19 protein-coding genes, 1 tRNA gene and 1 other annotated feature are annotated in these 21711 nt (G+C 42.9%); of the genes, 11 read left to right on the top strand and 9 right to left on the bottom strand.

Translation table 11 applies throughout. The features are described 5' to 3' along the window. Positions 1–95 precede the first annotated feature (95 nt). The 9 genes from noc to rpmH form a co-directional block, all read right to left on the bottom strand. A complete protein-coding gene (gene noc / locus NUV48_00285) occupies positions 96–941 on the bottom strand; it encodes a nucleoid occlusion protein (protein MCR4440576.1) in 846 nt (281 codons plus the stop codon). A gap of 87 nt (positions 942–1028) precedes the next feature. Beyond that, positions 1029–1736 (bottom strand): 16S rRNA (guanine(527)-N(7))-methyltransferase RsmG, encoded by a 708-nt coding sequence (gene rsmG, locus NUV48_00280; protein ID MCR4440575.1) that lies wholly within the window; start codon positions 1734–1736, stop codon positions 1029–1031. Next, positions 1733–3622 carry a tRNA uridine-5-carboxymethylaminomethyl(34) synthesis enzyme MnmG gene (gene mnmG / locus NUV48_00275; protein ID MCR4440574.1) on the bottom strand — a complete coding sequence of 630 codons (1890 nt, stop codon included), beginning with the start codon at positions 3620–3622 and terminating at the stop codon, positions 1733–1735. The genes rsmG and mnmG overlap by 4 nt, the downstream gene beginning before the upstream one ends. Before the next feature lie 10 nt (positions 3623–3632). After that, a complete protein-coding gene (mnmE, locus tag NUV48_00270) occupies positions 3633–5012 on the bottom strand; it encodes a tRNA uridine-5-carboxymethylaminomethyl(34) synthesis GTPase MnmE (protein MCR4440573.1) in 1380 nt (459 codons plus the stop codon). Between the two features lie 96 nt (positions 5013–5108). After that, on the bottom strand, positions 5109–5729 hold the full coding sequence (locus NUV48_00265) for a protein jag (GenBank protein ID MCR4440572.1): 621 nt from the start codon (positions 5727–5729) through the stop codon (positions 5109–5111). After that, positions 5726–6403 carry a YidC/Oxa1 family membrane protein insertase gene (locus NUV48_00260; protein MCR4440571.1) on the bottom strand — a complete coding sequence of 226 codons (678 nt, stop codon included), beginning with the start codon at positions 6401–6403 and terminating at the stop codon, positions 5726–5728. Before NUV48_00260 ends, NUV48_00265 begins: the two co-directional genes overlap by 4 nt. 86 nt (positions 6404–6489) lie before the next feature. After that, positions 6490–6699: a membrane protein insertion efficiency factor YidD gene (gene yidD, locus NUV48_00255; GenBank protein ID MCR4440570.1), complete on the bottom strand. Its 210-nt coding sequence runs from the start codon at positions 6697–6699 to the stop codon at positions 6490–6492. After that, positions 6696–7052: a ribonuclease P protein component gene (gene rnpA, locus NUV48_00250; GenBank protein MCR4440569.1), complete on the bottom strand. Its 357-nt coding sequence runs from the start codon at positions 7050–7052 to the stop codon at positions 6696–6698. The genes yidD and rnpA overlap by 4 nt, the downstream gene beginning before the upstream one ends. A 66-nt stretch (positions 7053–7118) precedes the next feature. Continuing rightward, a complete protein-coding gene (rpmH, locus tag NUV48_00245; GenBank protein ID MCR4440568.1) occupies positions 7119–7253 on the bottom strand; it encodes a 50S ribosomal protein L34 in 135 nt (44 codons plus the stop codon). Positions 7254–7652: 399 nt separating this feature from the next. Here rpmH and dnaA point away from each other — a divergent pair, with 399 nt between their 5' ends. The 11 genes from dnaA to NUV48_00190 all read left to right on the top strand — a co-directional run bounded on the left by dnaA (position 7653) and on the right by NUV48_00190 (position 21696). Then, a complete protein-coding gene (gene dnaA / locus NUV48_00240; GenBank protein ID MCR4440567.1) occupies positions 7653–8996 on the top strand; it encodes a chromosomal replication initiator protein DnaA in 1344 nt (447 codons plus the stop codon). A 218-nt stretch (positions 8997–9214) separates the two neighbouring features. Continuing rightward, positions 9215–10318, top strand: a complete 1104-nt coding sequence (gene dnaN, locus NUV48_00235) for a DNA polymerase III subunit beta (protein MCR4440566.1) — start codon at positions 9215–9217, stop codon at positions 10316–10318. Positions 10319–10335: 17 nt separating this feature from the next. After that, the gene (recF, locus tag NUV48_00230) at positions 10336–11466 is read left to right on the top strand and encodes a DNA replication/repair protein RecF (protein ID MCR4440565.1); all 1131 of its coding nucleotides are present in this window, start codon (positions 10336–10338) and stop codon (positions 11464–11466) included. Then, positions 11467–11739 (top strand): DUF370 domain-containing protein, encoded by a 273-nt coding sequence (locus NUV48_00225; protein ID MCR4440564.1) that lies wholly within the window; start codon positions 11467–11469, stop codon positions 11737–11739. Positions 11740–11754: 15 nt separating this feature from the next. After that, complete coding sequence (gene gyrB, locus NUV48_00220) at positions 11755–13650, top strand: DNA topoisomerase (ATP-hydrolyzing) subunit B (GenBank protein MCR4440563.1); 1896 nt, start codon at positions 11755–11757, stop codon at positions 13648–13650. 240 nt (positions 13651–13890) lie between these two features. Continuing rightward, complete coding sequence (locus NUV48_00215) at positions 13891–14247, top strand: response regulator (GenBank protein MCR4440562.1); 357 nt, start codon at positions 13891–13893, stop codon at positions 14245–14247. Between the two features lie 176 nt (positions 14248–14423). Beyond that, positions 14424–16871: a DNA gyrase subunit A gene (gene gyrA / locus NUV48_00210; GenBank protein MCR4440561.1), complete on the top strand. Its 2448-nt coding sequence runs from the start codon at positions 14424–14426 to the stop codon at positions 16869–16871. Positions 16872–17016: 145 nt separating this feature from the next. Then, on the top strand, positions 17017–18240 hold the full coding sequence (locus tag NUV48_00205) for an acetate kinase (GenBank protein MCR4440560.1): 1224 nt from the start codon (positions 17017–17019) through the stop codon (positions 18238–18240). Between the two features lie 56 nt (positions 18241–18296). After that, positions 18297–18518 (top strand) — a binding site (T-box leader). A gap of 70 nt (positions 18519–18588) precedes the next feature. Continuing rightward, a complete protein-coding gene (gene serA / locus NUV48_00200; protein ID MCR4440559.1) occupies positions 18589–20172 on the top strand; it encodes a phosphoglycerate dehydrogenase in 1584 nt (527 codons plus the stop codon). 44 nt (positions 20173–20216) lie between these two features. Next, positions 20217–21497, top strand: coding sequence for a serine--tRNA ligase (serS, locus tag NUV48_00195; GenBank protein MCR4440558.1), 1281 nt, complete (start codon positions 20217–20219; stop codon positions 21495–21497). Positions 21498–21606: 109 nt separating this feature from the next. Next, a tRNA-Ser gene (locus tag NUV48_00190) sits at positions 21607–21696 on the top strand. The last annotated feature ends 15 nt before the right edge of the window (positions 21697–21711 follow it).

Genomic DNA, 21711 nt, shown 5'->3' with positions numbered 1-21711 from the left:
TTAGCATGCCGATGTTTCACGTGAAACATTTTATCAGCCTTTTGGGGATAAAGAAAAAGACCCTATTATTTTTTTAGGGTCCTTTATATTCCGACTTATACGCTTTTCTTTTTTTTAGATATTTGTATGACCACCTGAACATAATCATCGTAATCATTTTCGCTTACTTTAACGTCCAGCCCAGCGTTTTCTATCTCGGAAACAGCTGACTTTATTGCATTCAAATATATTCTTATATCCTTAAATATCCTTACTATCTTTTTACCCTTACCCTTCTGCCTGTCTTCATATGCGCTTAATATCTTTTCAACAAGAATATCGGTTTCTCTTACATTCAGTTCCCTTTCATATATCTCTTTCAACGCCTTCAACTGCATTTCCTCTTCGGGCAGCTTCAACAACGCGCGGGCGTGTCGTTCGGTTATTATTTCAATGACTATATTCTTCTTAACGTTTTCCGGCAGTTTTAATAATCGTATTTTGTTAGCAATGGTCGATTGGCTTTTTCCTACCCTCCTGGCAATCTCCTCCTGCGTCAGCGAAAACTCTTCAATCAGCCGTTTATAACCTTCAGCCTCTTCAAAATAATTTAAATCCTCTCTTTGCAGGTTCTCTATCAATGCCATTTCTGCCATCTCTTTTTCTTCGGCATTTCTGATAATAGCCGGAACGGATTTCATTCCAATAATCTGGGCTGCTCTCATTCTCCTCTCGCCCGCTATTATTTCGTAATAACTCCCTTTTTGCCTTACTATCAGCGGTTGAATTATTCCAAACTCTTTAATTGATTTTGCCAGGTCATCCATTTGTATAGGATCGAAAAATTTCCTTGGTTGATACGGATTTGGTTTTATGTCCTTGATATTTATTTCATGAATATATTCATTTCTATTCTCATTTTGGCTGAAACCGAACATCTTCGTTAACGATTCCTTCACCATTGTTTTTCTCCTCTGTTTATTTTTCTTACCATATTTATTCTCCTCAAAATTAAAAACTCCTGCCTGTTTTTCTATTTTTTTCCATTTTTATAAGGGCTTTTTTTCAGGTATTCCTGTTCTTCTGGGATATTTTTTAGGAGTTATTCTTTCTTTTCTTATCGTTATGAGCATCCGTTCGCCTTCTCCTTTGGGCAACGCCGTTTTATACTTTTCAATAACTGCTCCTCCCAATTCTGCCAGCGCTGTTTTAGCTCTTTCCAATTCCGATTCGCCCTCACGGCCCTTATATATAATCAGGTTACCCCCTGTTTTTAACAGCGGCAAACAATATTCCAGCAGGACAGGTACACTGGCAACCGCCCTGGATACTGCATGATCGTACTTTTCCCGGTATTCTTCCCTCTGGGCTATCTCTTCTGCCCTGCCCTGCACAATCTCTACTCCATCAATCCCTGCTTTTTCCATTAGGCTTTTCAAGAATACGATTTTCTTATTTACCGAATCAACCAGGGTCGCTTTTATTTCAGGATGGATTATTTTCAGGGGGACACCGGGGAATCCTGCCCCGGTCCCCACGTCAACCATTGACCCTTTTCCCACCCAGCCCTTTGTTTTTACGGCCAGCAGCGAATCGTAAAAATGCTTAATAATAACCTTCTCTTTTTCGGTGATAGCCGTTAAATTGAACTGCTTATTCCAGGAGACCAACTCTTCATAATATATTTTAAACTTCTCAATAGACTCATCTGTCACTTCTACATTAATATTTTTAAGCAGTTCACTGAGCAATTTCACTTCTTTTTTTCCTTCCTTCTTTTCTGTTCCAGGTAAACAAGAAGCACGGATATATCGGCGGGAGAAACACCTGAAACCCTCGAGGCCTGTCCCACTGACTGCGGCTTTAGCTTCGCCAGCTTCTGCCTTGCCTCCGTGGATAATCCCTTTAGCTCTTCGTAAGGCAGGTCCTCTGGCAATCTCCTGCTTTCCAGCCGTTCAAACTTTTCAACCTGCGCAAGCTGCTTTTCAATATATCCTTCATATTTTATCTGAATGTCTATTTGCTTAATTACTTCCTTCGGCAGTTCTTTTCCCAGTTCCATTTCCTTTAAATCCTTGTATTCTATTTCCGAACGCCTCAGTAGGTCGTAAAGCGAAATCCCCTGGCGGAGAGGAGAACTTCCTTTTCTCTCCAGTATCTTTTTTATTCTTTCATCGGCAGGAGATACAAATGTTTCTTTCAATCTCTTTAATTCATTCTCCAACAGGCTTTTTTTGTTCCGGAATTTCTCATATCTCTCTTTTGTTACTAGTCCTATCTTCCATCCTATTTCGGTAAGCCTGAGATCCGCATTATCTTGCCTGAGCAGAAGGCGGTATTCAGCCCGTGAAGTCATCAAGCGATAAGGTTCATTTGTTCCTTTCGTCACAAGATCGTCAATCAATACCCCTATATAAGCTTCCGATCTTTTTAGAATCAATGGTTCCTTTCCTTTAATCTTCATTGCTGCATTTATTCCGGCAATCAGTCCCTGTGCTGCCGCTTCTTCATAACCTGACGAACCATTGATCTGTCCAGCACAAAATAATCCGCTAATACTTTTCATTTCTAAAGACAGTTTTAGCTGACTTGGTATTACATAGTCATATTCAATGGCGTACCCCGTTCTCATTATTTCAACTTTTCCCAGCCCCTTTACCGTCCTTAAAAAAGCCGTTTGCACTTCCTCGGGAAGACTTGATGACATTCCTTGCACGTACATTTCGCATGTATCAAGTCCTTCCGGCTCCAGGAAAATCTGGTGCCTTTCCTTTTCGGAAAATCTTACCACTTTATCTTCAATTGAAGGGCAGTATCTCGGACCAGTTCCTTCAATCCTTCCAGTAAATAACGGCGAACGGTGCAAATTTTTTCTTATTATCTCGTGGGTTTCCTCGTTTGTATATGTTAAATAACAGGGGCAATTCATTTTTCTACTTTCTTCGGTCATGAAGGAAAAAAACTCATGCTCTTCATCTCCAGGTTGAACTAACATTTCTTCGAACCTGACAGTTCTTTTATCTACCCTGGCCGGCGTTCCCGTCTTAAATCTTCCTAACTCAATTCCATGCTGCTTCAGGGATGCTGACAAATTCATCGCTGCCCGCTGCCCGTTAGGTCCCCCCTGGTATGACATTTCACCTATTATTATCCTTCCCCTTAGATAGGTTCCAGTACAAAGTATCACCGTTTTCGCCCTGTACACAGCGCCTGTTTCAGTTTCTATCCCTTCTATTTCCCTTTTGTCGTTAACAATTATTTTTTCAACCAGGATCTGCTTGACATCAAGGTTTTCCTGGTTCTGTAAAACCCTGGTCATCCTTTTTCCGTATGCTTGTTTGTCTGCTTGTGCCCTTAAGGCGTAAACGGCGGGGCCTTTGCCGGTATTCAACAGTCTTATTTGAATATATGTCTCGTCAATATTTTTGCCCATTTCCCCGCCAAGCGCATCTATTTCTCTTACCAGTTGCCCTTTCGCAGGCCCTCCTATGGAAGGGTTGCACGGCATAAGGCCAATGTTTTCCATGTTCAGCGTCGCGATCATGGTTTTGCATCCCAAACGTGCAGCAGCCAGCGCCGCTTCACAACCCGCATGACCTGCACCTACCACAATGCAGTCATATGTTCCAGCCGCGTATTGCATACTTCTCCTCCTACTTTCCTAGACAAAACTGTGAAAATATCTGGTCAATAATATTCTCGTCAAGTGTTTCCCCGGTTATTTCCCCAAGATTTAGCCAGGCCTGTTTTAAATCTAGGGAAATCAAATCAGACGGTGTCTTCTTTATAAGCCCTTCCCTGGCGCTTGCAACAGCCTGCCCGGCTTTAACCAGGGCGTCTTTTTGCCTTATATTAGTTATTAATGGTTCTTCACCGGCTTCCAACCCGTTCTTGAAAATCAACTGTTTGATTTTTTCCTCCAGCTCCTTTAATCCTGTCCCCTCTTTAGCCGAAATATATAATACATGGTACCCCGGCAATTCTCCATCTATCTTGTTTTCCACTTCCTTGTCATGAAGAAGGTCGATCTTATTGATTACAATAAGCATCTTTTTCTCCGGAAATTCTTTTATAAATTCCAGATCATTATCAGTTATTCCCTCGGCTATATCCAGTACATATAGTATTAAATCTGCATCCTTTATGGTTTCTTTGGTTTTTTCCACCCCGAGCCTTTCTATTATATCCTTCGTTTCTCTTATCCCAGCGGTATCAACTAGGATCAGCGGTATTCCGCCCAGGTTGTAATATTCTTCAATAGTATCCCTGGTGGTCCCTGGAATATCAGTAACTATTGCTCTTTTCTCCTTTATCAGGGCATTTAACAGACTTGACTTTCCGACATTCGGTTTTCCAATCAACGCGGTTTTTAATCCGTTTTGAACTATTCTTCCGCTGTTATACGACGCGATCAGCTTTTCAATTCTTCTTTCTATTTCAATTAGGTCGTTCATTACCTGTTCCTTGTCTATTCTTATAAAATCTTCCTCCGGAAAATCAATATCCGCTTCCAAATGGGCAATATTCTCCAATAATTTTCCCCTTATACTTTTTATCTCTTCATGAATCGCCCCTCTTAAGTTGTTGACTGCCGCCTTAACCGCAGTAACAGTTTTTGCATTGATAATGTCCATGATCGCTTCTGTCTGGGAAAGGTCCAATTTACCGTTTAAAAAAGCTCTTTTGCTGAATTCCCCCGGCTCTGCCATTCGTGCTCCCGCCCTCAAAACAAGCTCCAAAACCCTATGCAGCAGAACCACACCGCCATGACACTGCAGTTCAACCACATCTTCGCCAGTGAAACTTGATGGTCCTCGCATTACCAGGGCTAAAGCCTCGTCAATTACTTTTTTTTCTTCATCGACAATTATTCCGTAGGTAATGGTATACGATGGTTTTTCCTTTAGTTTAACTCCACTTTTGCTTGTAAAAACCTTATCAGCTATGGTTTCGGCATCAGGTCCCGAAATCCTTATTATTCCGATACCTGACGGCCCTGGCGCCGTAGAGACAGCGGCAATAGTATCTTCCATTAACCTTCACCTCCATAACCGAAACTCATTCTACATTTTATATTCTTGCCAATCAACTAAATAAAGCCTGGTAAAACCAGGCTGTTACTGCTGTCTCTATCTCCTTGGTAAAATTATAACTTTTCTATACGGTTCTTCTCCTTCGCTCATTGTCTTAACATACCTGTCGTTTTGCAGGGTCGTATGAATAATTCTTCGTTCCTGGGGATTCATTGGTTCAAGCACTACTTGCTGCCCGGTTCTTCTTACTCTATCTGCCAGCTTATGGGCAAGTTTTTCCAGTGTAGCTTCTCTTCTTTTTCTGTAACCTTCCGCATCAAGAATGATCCTTTTTTTCTCGCTCACACGCCTGTTTGCTACCAGATTTACCAGGTATTGAAGAGCATCCAGCGTCTCTCCCCTTCTGCCAATCAATACTCCCATATTTTCCCCCGATAGGGTAATTTTTACATAATCCTCGGCCTCTTCAATACTCACGTTCGCCTCTGCCCCAATTTTCTTCGTGACATTCATAATGTATTCTTTGGCCTTTTTCAAACCGTCTTCTTTTATGCTTGCTTTAATCCGGGCCTGCTTTCCGCCCAGTATTCCCCAAAAACCCTTGCTTGATTCTTCAAGAACATCAATCTTAATGCTTTCTATCGGGACTCCTAATCTTTCTGCGGCAACTTTTACAGCCTCATCGACTGTACGGGCCGTAATTTCTATAGTTTTCATTTACCGCCTGCTTCCCCCTTTTGTAAATCAGGTTGGCGATTAATATACATTTGCTGAATAGTACCAAAAATACTGAAGAAAATCCAGTATAATCCTAATCCTGACGGGAAATTTATACTTATGTATCCAATAAAAATAGGCATAAAATACAGCATCATCTTTTGGGTGTTTGCCGCAGGGCCGGTATTCGTATTTGTGGCGGGAGTTGTTAATTTAGACTGCATATACGTTGTGACAGCTACTAATACCGGTATTATATAATACGGATCAGGATTCTTCAAATGCGGAATCCATAAAAAACTTGCTCCCAGGTCCTTATACTGGAATTTTTGTAAAGCTTGAAACAGCGCAATTAATATTGGCATCTGCAGCAGCAGCGGAAAGCACCCTGACATGGGATTTGCCTTATGCTCTTTATATAGTTCCATAATTGCTTGGTTTGCTTTTTCAGGATTCTTTTTGTATTTTTTCTGTATCTCGTTTACTTTTGGTTGTAGTTCCTGCATCTTTTTCATAGAATACATTTGCTTTTGGGTTAAAGGGTATAATACCACCTTTATTATCAATGTGAGTAAGATAATCGCCAGTCCATAGCTTGGTATTCCAATGGAAACCGTAAAATCGTATAAATATCTGAGAATAGAAGCTACAAAATCAACCAATGCTTGCCACAAATTGCCTCCTGTTACAACTGTCCCTTGTAACAGGGTCACCTCCTTTTTCCTAATTTATCATAATAACTTAATTTTAAAGTGGAATTCTATTCTACCGGATCATATCCTCCAGGATGAAAGGGATGACATTTTATTATTCTTTTAACAGCCATGTATCCACCTTTTATCGTTCCGTACTTTTTTACTGCTTCATATGCATACTGCGAACACGAGGGATAAAACCTGCATGTCCTCCCTTTGAATGCAGATAAATACTTTTGATATATTTCTATAATGAACAGTATAATCTTCTTCATTCTTTTTCATCCAATACTAATCCTGCTTTTTTAAGAAGTTTTTCCATGTTTTTTTCAACATCAACAAATGAAATTCCTTTAATTTTTTCCCTGGCTATAAAAATTAAATTATATTCTTTTTTAATAACCGGCACTAATCTTTTTATTGCTTCTCTCATCCTTCTCTTTGTTCTGTTTCTTTCCACTGCACTTCCTAACTTTTTTGACACGGCAAAACATATTTTTACGTTTTCACTTTTTGTGTCTTTTAAATAATAATACAGAACAAGATAAGGGTTAACCAAAGATTTTCCCCTCGCATATACTTCCTTAATCCTGCTCTTGCTTTTTAAACGAAATTTTTTTTCCAGCAATTTGCACACCTTTGTTGAATTCAATTACTATTCTTCCCAATACTACAAAAAGGCCACCAAGTGGCCTTATGCGGTTAATCTTTTTCTCCCTTTAAGACGCCTGCGTTTCAAAATTTTCCTCCCGCCCTGGCTACTCATCCTCGACAAAAATCCATGAATTCTTTTATGTTTTCTGTTTTTAGGCTGATATGTTCTTTTCACTTTATTTTACCTCCTAATATCCAGGCCTTTTTTTATCTCTACTTTATTCATTGCGCATTCTAAAATTATAAAGCAGCCCATCTTTTATGTCAACACGCAACTCGGCTCTCGGCTCTCGGCTAAACTTTTAGATTATGTACCAATGAAATGTTCTCGACATGAAAATCAATTACACCCTGCTATTTATTCTTTGTTGATAACTCCATTTTCTTCTGCTATCATATTATACAAAGTGGTATTATTTTATAATATTATCCACATTCTGTGGATAATTATGTGTATAAACTGCGTTTATTTAATAAGGTGGAACCAAGAAGTCCTGGTTTCTTTTTTTGTTATAGACTCACTTAGATTATTTAGTCAATATGCTCAATGTTCTTGTATGTGGAGGTTTTCTTAATGTTAAAAGGTCAGCTGGAAGAAAATTGGAACAACATTCTTTTTCTCCTCGAAAAAGATATATCGCGGCAAAGTTTTGAAACCTGGTTGAAGTCCACTTATCTTCATTCTTTTGATGGCTACTATCTCACCGTTGTTGTACCAAATGAATTTGTTAAAGACTGGCTGGAATCCCGTTATTTTGATCTTGTCAAAAATAAGGCCTGCCAGTTTTTTAATAAAGATGTCTCAATAAAATTTGTAATTTCCGGCCAGGAAGATTCTGCCCATAAATCAAAATCAGATAAAAAACAATACTTTTCCAATGATGATTACGGCGCCAACAGTTTAAATCCGAAATACGTTTTTGATACCTTTGTGGTTGGTAACAGCAATCGCTTTGCTCATGCCGCTTCTTTGGCTGTTTCAGAAGCCATTGCCAAAGCTTATAACCCGCTTTTTATATACGGTGGTGTCGGTCTTGGAAAAACTCATCTCATGCATGCAATTGGTCATTATGTTATAGAGCATCACCGTCATCTCAAGGTAATGTATGTTTCTTCCGAAAAATTTACCAATGAGCTAATCAACGCTATTCGCGACGATAAAACCGTGGATTTCCGAAACAAGTACCGCAACATTGATGTTCTGCTCATCGACGATATACAATTTCTAGCAGGCAAAGAACGGACCCAGGAAGAGTTTTTTCATACTTTCAACGCCCTCCACGAAGCCAACAAACAAATAATTATTTCCAGCGATCGACCTCCAAAAGACATACCCACCCTCGAAGACCGCCTTCGTTCTCGTTTTGAATGGGGCTTAATAACGGACATCCAGCCTCCTGACTTAGAAACAAGAATCGCCATACTCAGAAAGAAGTCCGAATTGGAAAATATTGAATTTCCAAACGATGTTATTCTTTACATCGCCAACAAAATACAGTCAAACATCCGTGAACTCGAAGGAGCACTCATCCGGATAATCGCATACTCTTCCCTGAGTAAAAAAGAGATTTCTATGGATTTATGTGTTGAAGCACTTAAGGACATTCTCCCTGAAAAACGACCTAAACCAGTAACTATTGCTTTAATTCAAAACAAAGTTGCCGAGCAATTCGGCCTTCGTCTTGAAGATTTTAAATCAAAACGAAAAACCAGAAATGTCGCTTTTCCAAGACAGGTAGCAATGTATATATGTAGAGAACTCACCGACCTTTCTTTACCCAAGATAGGCGAAGAATTTGGGGGAAGAGACCACACAACCGTAATCCACGCCCATGAAAAAATCTCTGCTGATATCAAGAAAGACCCTCAATTGGAAACGACCATCAATTTAATTATCGATAAAATAAAAAATGATTAACTGTGGAAATATATCATGATAAACTGTGAATAGATTGTGTATTATTTTTATTTACGGTTTTCGTTTTTTAATTCTGTGGACAGGCCTTTTTACTTGTCCACATTTTATTAAAACCCTTTCTTCTTTTAAACTCTATCTTTTTAGCCTTGTCCACATTTTCACAGTCGCTATTACTATTACTATTTACTTTTATTATAATTATCGCAGGGGGAATTTTTATGAAAATAACAGCCACAAAAGAAAACCTTTTATTTGGTGTTTCTGCTGTTCAAAAAGCGGTGAGCACTAAAACGACTCTTCCCATTCTTTCCTGCATAAGGATAGAAGCCAGGGAAAACTCACTTTACTTTTCAGCGACTGATTTGGAAATAGGAATTGAATGTCATGTTCCGGTTGAAGTTATAGAAGAGGGGATAGTAATTGTACCAGCCAAACACTTTTCGGAAATTATAAGAAAACTCCCTGAATCACCGATTAAAATGATGCAGGAGAATGAAAACCTTTTAACAATTACTTATGAAGAGTCGCAGCTTGTGTTGAAAACGTTTTCAGACAGCGATTTTCCAAGCATACCTGATGTTAAAGGAGAACAAGAAATAATAATTAAATCTGCTTGTTTTAAACAGATGATTAGACAAACCGTTTTTTCGGCGGGTACTGATGAAATAAAACTAATTTTTTCCGGTGTTCTTTTTGAGGGCGAAGGCGATGTTTTAAGAATGATATCCACAGACACGCACAGGCTTGCTCTCCGCCAAGGAAAAATTTTAAATAATATTGAATTAATGGAATCTTTTATTATACCTGCAAAAATACTTATTGAGCTGGCACGGCTTATCCATGATGAAGATGAAACATGTTATATTACGGTTACAAAAAACCTTGCTTGTTTTAAAACTGCAAATATCCGGATTATCACAAGACTGCTTGAGGGGCAGTTTCCTAACTACCGGCAGGTAATACCTACTAATTACAGTGCCAAGATAAAGGCAAGCAACAAGAGGTTTTCGGATGCAGTGGAAAGAATCTCCTTATTTACTCTTTTACAGGATACAAGCAACACAATAAATATATCAATTGAGAATAACACAATGATTATTTCGTCACAGTCCGAAATAGGACAGGGTTATGAACAGATTGCGGTGGAAAAAGAAGGAGAACCTGTAAATATTTCATTTAATGCTCGGTATCTTTTGGATGTGTTTAAAGTTATCGAAGAAGATACGGTGTCACTTGATTTTACCGGACCTTTAAGTCCTTGCATAGTCAGACCAGTGGATAATGAAAGTTTCATATACTTATTGCTTCCAGTAAGAACATGACAGGAGTGATAATCCTTTTGCAAATCGCTAGTTTGCATTTGATCAACTACCGCAATTATAATAATGTTGAAATATCCTTTTCTCCCCATTTTAATGTATTGTTGGGAATGAACGCCCAGGGTAAAACAAATCTCATTGAAGCAATATATTACCTTTCCACAGGCAAGTCCTACCGGCCGGCGCGTGACAGCCAGTTAATCAATTATAATAACTGTTTTTTTACATTAACGGGAAAATTATTAAACAATTACAGGTCTATGGATATTGAAATATCCTACAACAGCAAGCGGATTCCAGCAAAAGAAGTGAAAATAAACGGGGTAAAGAAACATCGATATTCCGAACTTTTTGGGAATCTTACTACTGTGCTGTTTGCCCCTGAGGATCTAAACATAATTAAAGGAACACCCGGGGATAGGAGAAAGTTTATAGATAATGATATAATGCAGATCAAACCATCTTATTTTGTATTACTGCAAAAGTATTCCAGAATTTTAATTCAGCGCAACTATCTACTAAAAATGATCTCCGAAAATAAGAGAGCGGTTGATGAACTTGATATCTGGGATCACCAGTTTTTTGAGGTTAGCGGAGAGATTATTGAAAAAAGAATAGAAACCCTTGAAAAAATAGCACCTTTGGCCAGTGATATGCAGAAAAAACTTACTAACGGGCGAGAAACGCTGGAAATAAAATACCTGCTTGATAAGGATGTGGAGATAAAGAAAAAAGACGATGTCGCTGGATCACTGAAAGCCAAAAAGGAAAAGAGGAGAAAGGATGAAATAAAAAAAAGCGTAACAATGTGGGGCCCGCACCTCGATGATATTTCTTTAAGTTTAAATGGAAGCGACTTAAAACTATTCGGTTCTCAAGGCCAGCATAGAACAGCTGTTCTTGCCCTGAAACTTGCCGAAGTTGAATTTTTAAAAGATGAAACTGGCGAATACCCGGTTTTTCTTCTTGATGACGTTTTGTCCGAACTTGACAGCTACAGGAGAAAACAATTAATTGCGTCTATACAAGAAAAAGAAATCCAGTGCTTTATAACAACGGCCGAAGAAAAGCTGCTAAACGAATTTGATAAATTAAATATTAAAAAATTCATTGTTCATCAAGGACAATTTCATATAACGGGAGGTACTTAAGTGTTACTGCACCTGGGTGGAGATGTATCCGTATTAAAAAAAGATATTGTGGCGATCCTCGACAGGCCGTCAACTCAAAACCCCGTGACAAAAGAGTTTTTGGAGACAGCTTCTTTTGAAAACAGGATTGTTGAAATTCCAAAAGAACAGGATTACAAAAGCATCATTCTGGTTAAAGATAAGATATACTTTTCTCCCATTTCATCCGCAACCCTTTTGAAAAGAGCTTCTAATCGCTTTTACTTTTTATATGCAGATAACGCAGAGAAATGAAGAGGTGAAAAAAGATTGAGCAGTGAATACAATGCCAGCCAAATACAAGTTCTAGAAGGATTGGAAGCAGTAAGAAAGAGACCGGGCATGTACATCGGCAGTACCGGTTCACGCGGGCTTCATCATTTGGTTTTCGAAATAGTCGACAACAGCATTGACGAAGCAATGGCAGGCTACTGTGATCGAATTGAGGTAATCATCCATGAAGACAACAGCGTTACCGTTGCTGATAATGGAAGGGGTATTCCTGTTGAAAGACATCCTCAAATAGATAAACCTGCACTGGAAGTCGTGCTAACCATGCTCCATGCCGGAGGAAAATTTGGCGGCGAGGGATATAAAGTTTCCGGCGGGCTGCATGGCGTGGGCGCGTCAGTAGTCAATGCCCTTTCCGAATGGCTGGAAGTTAAAATATACAGGGAAGGAAAAGTTCATCACCAGCGTTATGAAAGAGGCAAACCCGTTACCGGAATAAAAGTGACGGGCAACGCCAAAAATACGGGTACAACCATCAGTTTCCGCCCTGATCCTCTCATTTTTGAAGAACTGGAATTTGATCAAGAAATTCTTTCTCACCGCTTAAGAGAGTTATCTTTCCTCAATAAAGGACTTCGCATAATTTTGAAGGACAAGCGAAAAAATGAGGAGCAGGTTTTTCAACATAACGGCGGGATTATAGATTTTGTCAAGTATCTCAATAAAAACAAAGATGTTTTGCATCCGAAACCCATATATATTTTCAATGAAAAAGACGGGATCCAAGTTGAACTGGCGATGCAGTATAATGACGGGTACGTGGAAAACATCTATTCTTTTGCCAATAACATTCATACCACTGAAGGAGGCACCCACGAATCCGGTTTTAAGTCCTCACTTACCCGCGTGATGAATGATTACGCCCGTAAATACAATATTATCAAAGAAAATGCGAGCAACCTTACCGGTGAGGACATCAGAGAAGGTCTTACTGCCATAATTTCCGTAAAAATAAGGGAACCCCAATTTGAAGGACAGACAAAAACAAAGCTCGGCAACAGCGAGGTCCGGGGAATCACGGAGACAATAGTCAATGACGGCCTTTCTACTTTTTTAGGCGAAAACCCCTCCGTGGCCAAAAAAATCATGGAGAAAGCGATCAATGCTGCCAGGGCTCGCGAAGCGGCTCGTAAAGCGAGGGAACTGACAAGAAGAAAAACTGCCTTGGAAAGCACGACGCTGCCGGGTAAACTGGCCGATTGTTCGGTTAGAGATCCTGCTTTATCCGAACTTTACCTGGTGGAAGGCGACTCGGCCGGCGGTTCAGCCAAACAGGGCAGAGACAGGAGATTTCAGGCCATACTCCCCCTGCGTGGCAAAATCCTTAATGTGGAAAAGGCGCGTCTTGATAAAATATTGGCCAATGAAGAAATCAGAGCGATGATCACCGCTATCGGGACCGGAGTTGGCGAGGATTTTGATCCGGCCAAGGCGCGCTATCATAAAATCATTATAATGACCGACGCGGACGTAGATGGCTCGCATATCCGGACTCTGCTTCTCACGTTCTTTTTCCGCTATATGAAACCGATTATTGAGAACGGCTATGTGTTTATTGCCCAGCCTCCCCTATACAAACTAAAAAAGGGAAAAGAAGAATTATATATTTACAGCGACAAGGAGCTGGAAAGAGCTACCGCGAGCCTGTCAAAAAACACATACAGCATCCAGCGCTACAAGGGGCTTGGAGAAATGAACCCGGAGCAGTTGTGGGACACAACTATGAACCCGGAGAAACGGACAATTCTCCGGGTCAACCTGGAGGATGCCATCCAGGCTGATGAGATTTTCACCATTCTTATGGGCGATAAAGTTGAACCGCGCCGGGAATTTATACAAACACATGCCAAGGAAGTTAGAAATCTTGACGTCTGAGGGCATCCGATTCGGTTATGACCTTGAATAACAGTCTTATTGTGAGGCGGTTTCACAAAAAAAGCGGAGACCGCCGTTTATTATTATTCATAATTTTAATCATAAAGATACAAATTTAATATAGTTCGACAAAACAAGTCAAATTATTACATTAAAAGACAATTTACACATATTGTAACTGCCGGTTGATTCGGCTAAAATACCTTTTGTACAACCATCCGCGCATTTAAAGAGGTGATAATGTTGAAAATTGCGGTTGTGGATGATGAACAGGGCATTCTTCTTTCCCTGAGCTTATTCCTGGAAATGGAAGGATATTCACCTCTTGTCTTTACTTCGCCGCTAAAAGCACTTGAGGTACTTTCAAAGGAAAAAGTGGACCTGATAATTATAGATATGAGAATGCCTGAAATGAGCGGCGAAGAAATGGCACTCTGCCTGAGGAAAAACCCGTTCACCAAGAATATTCCGATTATCCTTTTTTCCGCGCATGAAACACTCCCGGAAGTAGCTTCAAGAGTCGGCGCCCAAGGCATCCTGGAAAAGCCCTTCCAATTTGAAAAACTGAACAGAATGATCAAAAGCGTTACCAGGTAGCCATTGACCTGGGCGTTTTTATTTTTCAGGCCGGTTTTACTGGCGTGCCGCCCTGTGGTACCCGCCGGGAGGATGTCGAGATAAACTGTTTGATTTGCTTAACTAAAAAGGCTATACTACTACTGAGAAAAACAAACCGTTTTTTGGCAGCTATTAACTTCTCGAGGTGAAACACTGTGGAAGCGTATATTGACGGGAAAATCATACCAATTCGTATAGAAGAAGAAATGAAGAAATCATACATCGACTATGCCATGAGCGTGATTATCGGTCGCGCTTTACCTGATGTCAGGGACGGTTTAAAGCCTGTGCACAGGCGCATTCTTTACTCTATGCACGAATCCGGGATGACTCCGGATAAACCCCACAAGAAATCAGCACGCGTGGTGGGCGATGTCTTGGGGCGCTATCACCCACATGGCGACACCGCTGTATATGACGCAATGGTCCGTTTGGCCCAGGATTTTTCTACAAGGTATCCTTTAATCGACGGGCACGGAAACTTTGGCTCGATAGATGGGGATTCGGCTGCAGCCATGCGTTACACAGAAGTTCGCATGTCCAGGATAGCCCTGGAGATGCTGCGGGATATTGACAAAGAGACGGTCGACTTTATTCCCAATTATGACGACACCCTGGAAGAGCCGCTTGTTTTACCTTCCCGCATCCCCAACCTTCTTGTCAACGGGTCTTCCGGCATTGCCGTGGGTATGGCTACGAATATCCCGCCGCACAATCTGACAGAAGTCATAAACGGCGTTGTTGCGCTGATAGACAAACCTGAAATATCGGTTAAAGAGCTGATGGAAATAATCAAAGGCCCGGATTTTCCAACAGGCGGTATTATCATGGGCCGGGACGGAATCAGGCAGGCGTATGAGACAGGGCGCGGCTCCATAGTGGTCAGGGGAGTCTGCCGCGTTGAAAAACAGAACAACGGGAAAATGCGCATACTGATTACCGAGATTCCTTACCTGGTAAACAAAGCCAAGCTTATTGAAAAAATTGCCGAGTTGGTGCGTGACAAGAGAATTGACGGGATTACCGATTTGCGCGACGAATCGGACAGGACTGGCCTGCGCATGGTGATTGAACTGAGACGCGACGCAAACCCCCAGGTAATCTTAAACCAGCTTTATAAACAAACCCAGCTCCAGGACAGTTTTGGTGTGATCATGATTGCCCTGGTAGGTGGAGAGCCCAGGGTTCTTAACCTGAAAGAAACTCTCTTCCATTACCTTGAGCACCAGAAAGATGTGGTGGTCAGGAGGACTCGTTATGACCTGAAGAAGGCGGAAGAACGACTGCATATTGTGGAAGGGCTAAAAATAGCCATTGATCATATAGATGAAGTAATTCGCATTATTCGCCATTCCCGCGACGTGGAAACAGCTAAGAATAACCTTATTGAAAGATTTGCTCTTACGGACAAACAGGCGCAAGCAATAGTTGATATGAGATTGGGCAAGCTTTCCGGTCTGGAAAGAGAAAAACTGGAGGAAGAATACAAGGACCTGATAACCCGAATTGCCTATTACAGGAACGTGCTGGCTGACGAAAGACTCGTTCTGCAAATAATAAGGGAAGAAATAAACGCTCTCAAAGAAAAGTTCGGCGACGAGCGGAGGACACAAATCGGCAAGGCGGCGGAAAACCTGGAAGCAGAAGATTTAATCGCTGAAGAGGACGTGGTTATTGCCATAACGCACAGCGGCTACATTAAGCGCCAGCCGGTTTCCGCCTATCGCAGTCAAAGACGCGGCGGGCGGGGAATTACGGCCATTACCACCAAAGAAGAAGACTTCGTGGAACACCTTTTTATAACCACTACCCATCACTACCTTTTGTTTTTCACCAACAAGGGCAAGGTATACAGGCTAAAAAGCTATGAAGTGCCGGAAGCCGGCCGTCAAGCCAAAGGGACCGCTATCGTCAACCTGTTGAACCTTACCGGAGAAGATAAAATAACCGCAGTAATCCCTATCCGCGAATATGCGCAGGAAGAGTACCTGTTTACGGCAACCAAAAGAGGGGTTGTAAAGAAGACAAGCCTTGTTGAATACGATTCGGCCCGGAAGGATGGCATTATAGCCCTAAGCCTTGATGAGGGGGACGAGCTTGTCGGCGTAAAATTGACAAGCGGGGAGGATGACATCATTTTGGCCACCAGGGGAGGGCTGGTGATACGCTTTAGTGAATCAGATGTCCGCGGTATGGGACGTACAGCCCGCGGGGTTAAGGGAATCAGTCTGCTGGCAGGCGATTTGGTGGTGGGCATGGATACGTTCAGAAGCGGGGCCAGCCTGCTGACGGTGACGGAAAAAGGCTTTAGCAAACGAACCAGATTAACGGAATTTCGAACCCAGAACCGGGGAGGGAAAGGCGTTATCGGGATGAAAACAACGCCCCGCAACGGCTCAATTATTGGCATCCTGGTTGTTTCCGAAGGAGATGAAGTGATGATTATCACCCAGGACGGTATAATGATCCGTCTTTCTGTTGATGACATATCAATCATGGGCAGGGCGACCCAGGGGGTTACGACAATGAGAATTGGCGAAAACGACAGGGTTGTTGCCCTGGCCCGGGTAGCTGTCAGGGAGGAAGACGAAAACGGGAAATAAAAAAGATAATAATTTGTTGAAAATTGGTTATCGAATATTTACGCGTCTAATTGTTGCAGAGGTCATGGATATAGTGTAAGATACAAAGTGTCATAATAAGTGAAATATTTCCTTGAAAAAACATGTGAACAGGAGGCCTGTCAAATTGAATATCTTAGTTATCAATTGTGGGAGTTCATCAGTAAAATACCAGTTGTTTGATATGACAAATGAACAGGTCCTGGTCAAGGGACTTGTTGAAAGAATCGGGCTGCAGGGTTCAATCCTTACACAACGAAAAGGGGCAGAAAAGTATGTGATTGAGGAGGACGTGCCTAATCATGAAAAAGCGATTACCCTGGTGATAAAAGCGCTTCTCGATCCAAAACATGGCGTAATAAAATCCATGGACGAGATCTCAGCCATTGGTCACCGGGTCGTGCATGGCGCGGAAGACTTTTCCGGCTCCGTGTTGATTACTGACCAAGTGATTGATTCGTTAAAAGAAAATATCGAACTGGCGCCGCTTCACAATCCGCCCAATATTATGGGAATTGAAGCGTGTCAGAAGATTATGCCCAATGTTCCGGAAGTGGGCGTTTTTGATACAGCTTTTCACCAGACAATGCCTCCATATGCTTACCTGTATGGGATACCGTACGAGTATTACAAGAAATACAAGATCCGCAAATACGGCTTCCACGGGACTTCGCACAAGTACGTAGCCCAGCGGGCGGCTGTTATGCTCAAGCGGCCTCTGGAAGAAATAAAGGTTATCACTTGTCACCTGGGAAACGGCGCCAGCATAGCGGCAGTAAAAAACGGCATCAGCATTGATACCAGCATGGGTTATACGCCTCTGGAAGGTGTTATGATGGGGACGCGTTCAGGCGACCTTGACCCGGCAATCGTTTTTCAATTGATGAAAAAAGAAAAATGGACAGTCGAACAGGTCGATAACTTTTTAAACAAGCAGTGCGGCGTATTGGGCCTGTCGGGCGTGAGCAGCGACTTTAGGGATATAGAAAACGCCGCCCAGGGGGAAGACCAGGGCGAAATCAACCTCAGGGCCCAGCTGGCGCTGGACAGGTTCGCCTACGTGGTGAAAAAATACATAGGATCATACTGCGCCGTGTTAAACGGGGTTGATGCCGTTGTCTTCACGGCCGGGCTGGGAGAGAACTCGGCTTCTATGCGCGCAAAAATCTGTGCCGACATGGAGTTCTTCGGGATAAAAATAGATCCCGATAAAAACTTCACCCGCGGGGTAGAAGCGGACGTTTCGGCTGATGACGCCAGGACGCGTGTTCTGGTAATTCCGACAAACGAGGAACTGATGATCGCCCGCGATACGTACGAAATTGTAAGGACCGGCAAGAAGAAATTATAATGCTTGCATAATAATAATATTTCATGTAAAATGACATCATATAAACATAAAACGGCAATAAAGCTGTGAAGGGGAAAAGTACCCGGAAGATAGCCTTGTAGAGAGTTGGTGCTGGAGGTGAAAACCAACAGGCATTCCGGCGAATTCCGCCCCGGAGCTCCGGGAAAAAGCCGGCGGTCGTGCCCGTTATGCATGAAACAAGGAGGGCTGGATGCTTGAAGGTTTGAAGCAGCCGGTCAATTTGGGTGGCACCGCGGGAATTTGCTCCCGTCCCTGTCTTAATTTGCTCAGGGACGGGAGTTTTATTTATAATTAACGCTTACCTCTAAGAGAAAGGAGATTTTATTTATGAAAGTACTGGTATGCGATCCCATTTCGGAAAAAGGGATAGAGGTATTGAAACGGGACCCTTCCGTTGAGGTCGACGTTAAGTTAAAACTTTCCGAGGAAGAACTCTGCGCCTTGGTTCCCGAGTACCAGGGGATAATCGTGCGCAGCGAAACAAAAATCACCAAAAAAATACTGGAAAACTGCCACCAGCTCAAAGTTGTGGGCCGCGCCGGAGTAGGAATTGATAATATTGATGTTGAAGCCGCCACATTAAAAGGCATTGTTGTTGTGAATACGCCTGACGGGAATACCATTTCGGCGGCCGAACACACAATGGGCATGATGCTTGCGCTGGCCAGACATATCCCGCAGGCCGACCATTCGCTGCGCCAGGGACAGTGGAACCGCTCCAAATACGTCGGGGTGGAACTGCGCAGCAAAAAGCTTGGCATAATTGGCTTTGGAAAAATAGGTTCGGAAGTTGGCAAGAGAAGCAAAGCCTTTGGCATGGAAATAATGGTTTATGATCCCTATGTGACGCAGCAAACAGCCCAAAGGGCCGGGGTCGAACTGGTCGATCTGGATACGCTGCTGCGCGAAAGCGATATTATAACCGTACATATGCCCCTTACTTCGGAAACCAGGCATATGATTTGCAAAGAGCAGTTCGATAAGATGAAAGACGGGGTCAGGATACTTAACGTAGCCAGAGGCGGGATTATTGACGAAGCGGCCCTTTACGAAGCCATTATCAATAAAAAAGTAGCAGGCGCCGCCCTGGACGTATATGAAAAAGAGCCTCTTACCCAGAGCCCGCTTTTTGCGCTGCCTGAAGTTATTGTCACCCCTCATCTTGGCGCTTCCACCCAGGAGGCCCAGGTCAACGTGGCCATCGATGTTGCTTATGAAATACTGCGCGTGCTGCATGGCGAGCCGGTGCAAAACGCAGTCAATATCCCGTTTATTAAGCCGGAATTGATCCAAGTGATAAAACCCTATATCGAATTAATGGAAAAGCTTGGCAAGCTGGGTGGCAGCCTGGCCGAAGGACCGATAGATGATATTGAGATAAAGTATCTGGGCGAAATTGCGGATTACGACCTGGGGTCATTAACAAATACTTTTCTCAAGGGTATATTAAGACCATTCCTGCATGAAGCTGTCAACTATGTCAACGCCCCACTGGTGGCAAAACAAAGAGGCATCAAGGTTAGAGAGATAAAAAGCCCGCAGACGGAAGACTATACCAATAAGATCAGTGTTGTCATAAAGGGTAACGGGAAATGGAAACGCTCTTTTTCCGGGACCGTGTTTAAAAACAACGAATTGAGGATTCTGAGTATCGACCAGTTTACACTGGACATTCAGCCAACCGGCAACCTGGTTATCATTATGCACAGGGATAGACCCAGGCTTGTAGGGCAGATCGGCATGATCCTTGGCGACTACAATATTAATATTGCCGGGATGCAGCTTGACCGGGAAGAGCCGGGCGGCAAGGCGGCCATGATCCTGACGGTGGACCAGCCGGTCAGCCCGGAAGTAATGGAATTAATAATGAAAGTAAAGGATATTAAGACCGCCACCTATGTATCTTTTTAAGCATAAAGCCTTGAGTATAAAGACAAGGGAGGGGGAACAGCTGGATGCTGGATATAAAATTTATTAGAAACAACCCCGGCCTGGTAAAAGAAAGCCTGTTAAAAAGAAACGGCACTACGGATCTTGTTGAAGAATTCCTGGCGGTTGACGAAATGCGCAGGGAAAAAATCTCCACGGTGGAACAGCTCAAAAACAAAAGGAACACCGTCTCGGAAAAGATCGGTGCCCTGAAAAAGGCAGGGCGGGATGCCGGCGGTTTAGTGGAGGAAATGAGGACTGTTTCCCGGCAGATTAAGGAAATGGACGAAGAGATAAGGGCAATTGATGAAAAACTAAATTCCATAATTATGACGATCCCTAACATCCCCCACCATACCGTGCCTGTTGGTCCCGATGAGAGCGCCAACAGGCTGGAGCGCCGCTGGGGCAACCCGCGCCAGTTCGACTTCGAACCCAGGCCGCACTGGGAAATCGGCGAACTTTTGGGGATCCTCGATTTTGAACGCGCCGCGAAAGTGACAGGGGCCAGGTTTACTTTCTATAAAGGGCCGGGAGCCCGGCTGGAAAGAGCGCTTATCAACTTCATGCTGGACCTGCATATTGGCGAACACGGCTATATAGAACTCCTGCCCCCGTTCATGGTCAACAGGGACAGCATGACCGGCACCGGGCAGCTGCCCAAGTTTGAAGAGGACATGTTTCACTTGGAAGGGATCGACTATTTTCTTATTCCTACCGCAGAAGTGCCGGTAACCAACATTCACCGGGACGAGATACTTAATGAAGAAGATTTGCCCATTTATTACGCGGCATACAGCCCTTGCTTCAGGGCGGAAGCCGGCGCCCACGGCCGCGATACCCGCGGGTTAATTCGCCAGCACCAGTTCAACAAGGTGGAAATGGTGAAATTTACGCATCCGGACACCTCTTACGAGGAACTGGAGAAACTGACTGCTAATGCGGAGCGAGTGCTGCAGCTACTGGAACTTCCCTACCAGGTGGTTTGTTTGTCTACTGGAGATATGGGTTTTTCTTCGGCCAAAACCTATGATCTCGAAGTATGGCTGCCCAGTTTCGGTACTTACCGTGAAATCTCTTCGTGCAGTAATTTTGAAGATTTTCAGGCACGCCGCGCCAATATACGTTTCCGGCCAAGCGACAAGGGCAAGCCCCAGTATGTTCACACCCTCAATGGTTCTGGTCTGGCTATCGGCAGAACTGTTTCCGCGATTCTGGAGAACTACCAGGAAGAGGACGGCAGCGTGGTTGTTCCCCGGGCACTGCGTGCTTACATGGGGGGTATGGAGAAAATAGCGAGGCAATGAACGCCTTCTTTTGCTGGACATATTTTCTTGTTATTGACAGACATTGTTTAACATGTTATATTAGTCACTGCCTGTAGAAAGGCATGGTATAAAGCAGCCGGTTTTTTGCGGAGGGGTGTCCGAGCGGTTGAAGGAGGCGGTCTTGAAAACCGTTGAATCCTTGCGGGTTCCGTGGGTTCGAATCCCACCCCCTCCGCCATTTTCAACAGGCTTC

The sequence above is a fragment of the Peptococcaceae bacterium genome, from assembly GCA_024655825.1.
GTDB lineage: Bacteria > Bacillota > Peptococcia > DRI-13 > PHAD01 > JANLFJ01.
The sequence above is the reverse complement of the archived record's forward strand: the minus strand, read 5'-3'. Positions and strand labels throughout refer to the sequence as shown.

Bases quoted from the DNA above. Each gene is read 5' to 3' on its own strand.
- serA (MCR4440559.1), top strand. From the start codon at position 18,589: ATGAAAGTACTGGTATGCGATCCCATTTCGGAAAAAGGGATAGAGGTA.
- noc (MCR4440576.1), bottom strand. From the start codon at position 941: ATGGTGAAGGAATCGTTAACGAAGATGTTCGGTTTCAGCCAAAATGAG.
- NUV48_00215 (MCR4440562.1), top strand. From the start codon at position 13,891: ATGTTGAAAATTGCGGTTGTGGATGATGAACAGGGCATTCTTCTTTCC.
- yidD (MCR4440570.1), bottom strand. From the start codon at position 6,699: ATGAAGAAGATTATACTGTTCATTATAGAAATATATCAAAAGTATTTA.
- NUV48_00265 (MCR4440572.1), bottom strand. From the start codon at position 5,729: ATGAAAACTATAGAAATTACGGCCCGTACAGTCGATGAGGCTGTAAAA.
- dnaN (MCR4440566.1), top strand. From the start codon at position 9,215: ATGAAAATAACAGCCACAAAAGAAAACCTTTTATTTGGTGTTTCTGCT.
- dnaA (MCR4440567.1), top strand. From the start codon at position 7,653: ATGTTAAAAGGTCAGCTGGAAGAAAATTGGAACAACATTCTTTTTCTC.
- mnmE (MCR4440573.1), bottom strand. From the start codon at position 5,012: ATGGAAGATACTATTGCCGCTGTCTCTACGGCGCCAGGGCCGTCAGGT.
- mnmG (MCR4440574.1), bottom strand. From the start codon at position 3,622: ATGCAATACGCGGCTGGAACATATGACTGCATTGTGGTAGGTGCAGGT.
- serS (MCR4440558.1), top strand. From the start codon at position 20,217: ATGCTGGATATAAAATTTATTAGAAACAACCCCGGCCTGGTAAAAGAA.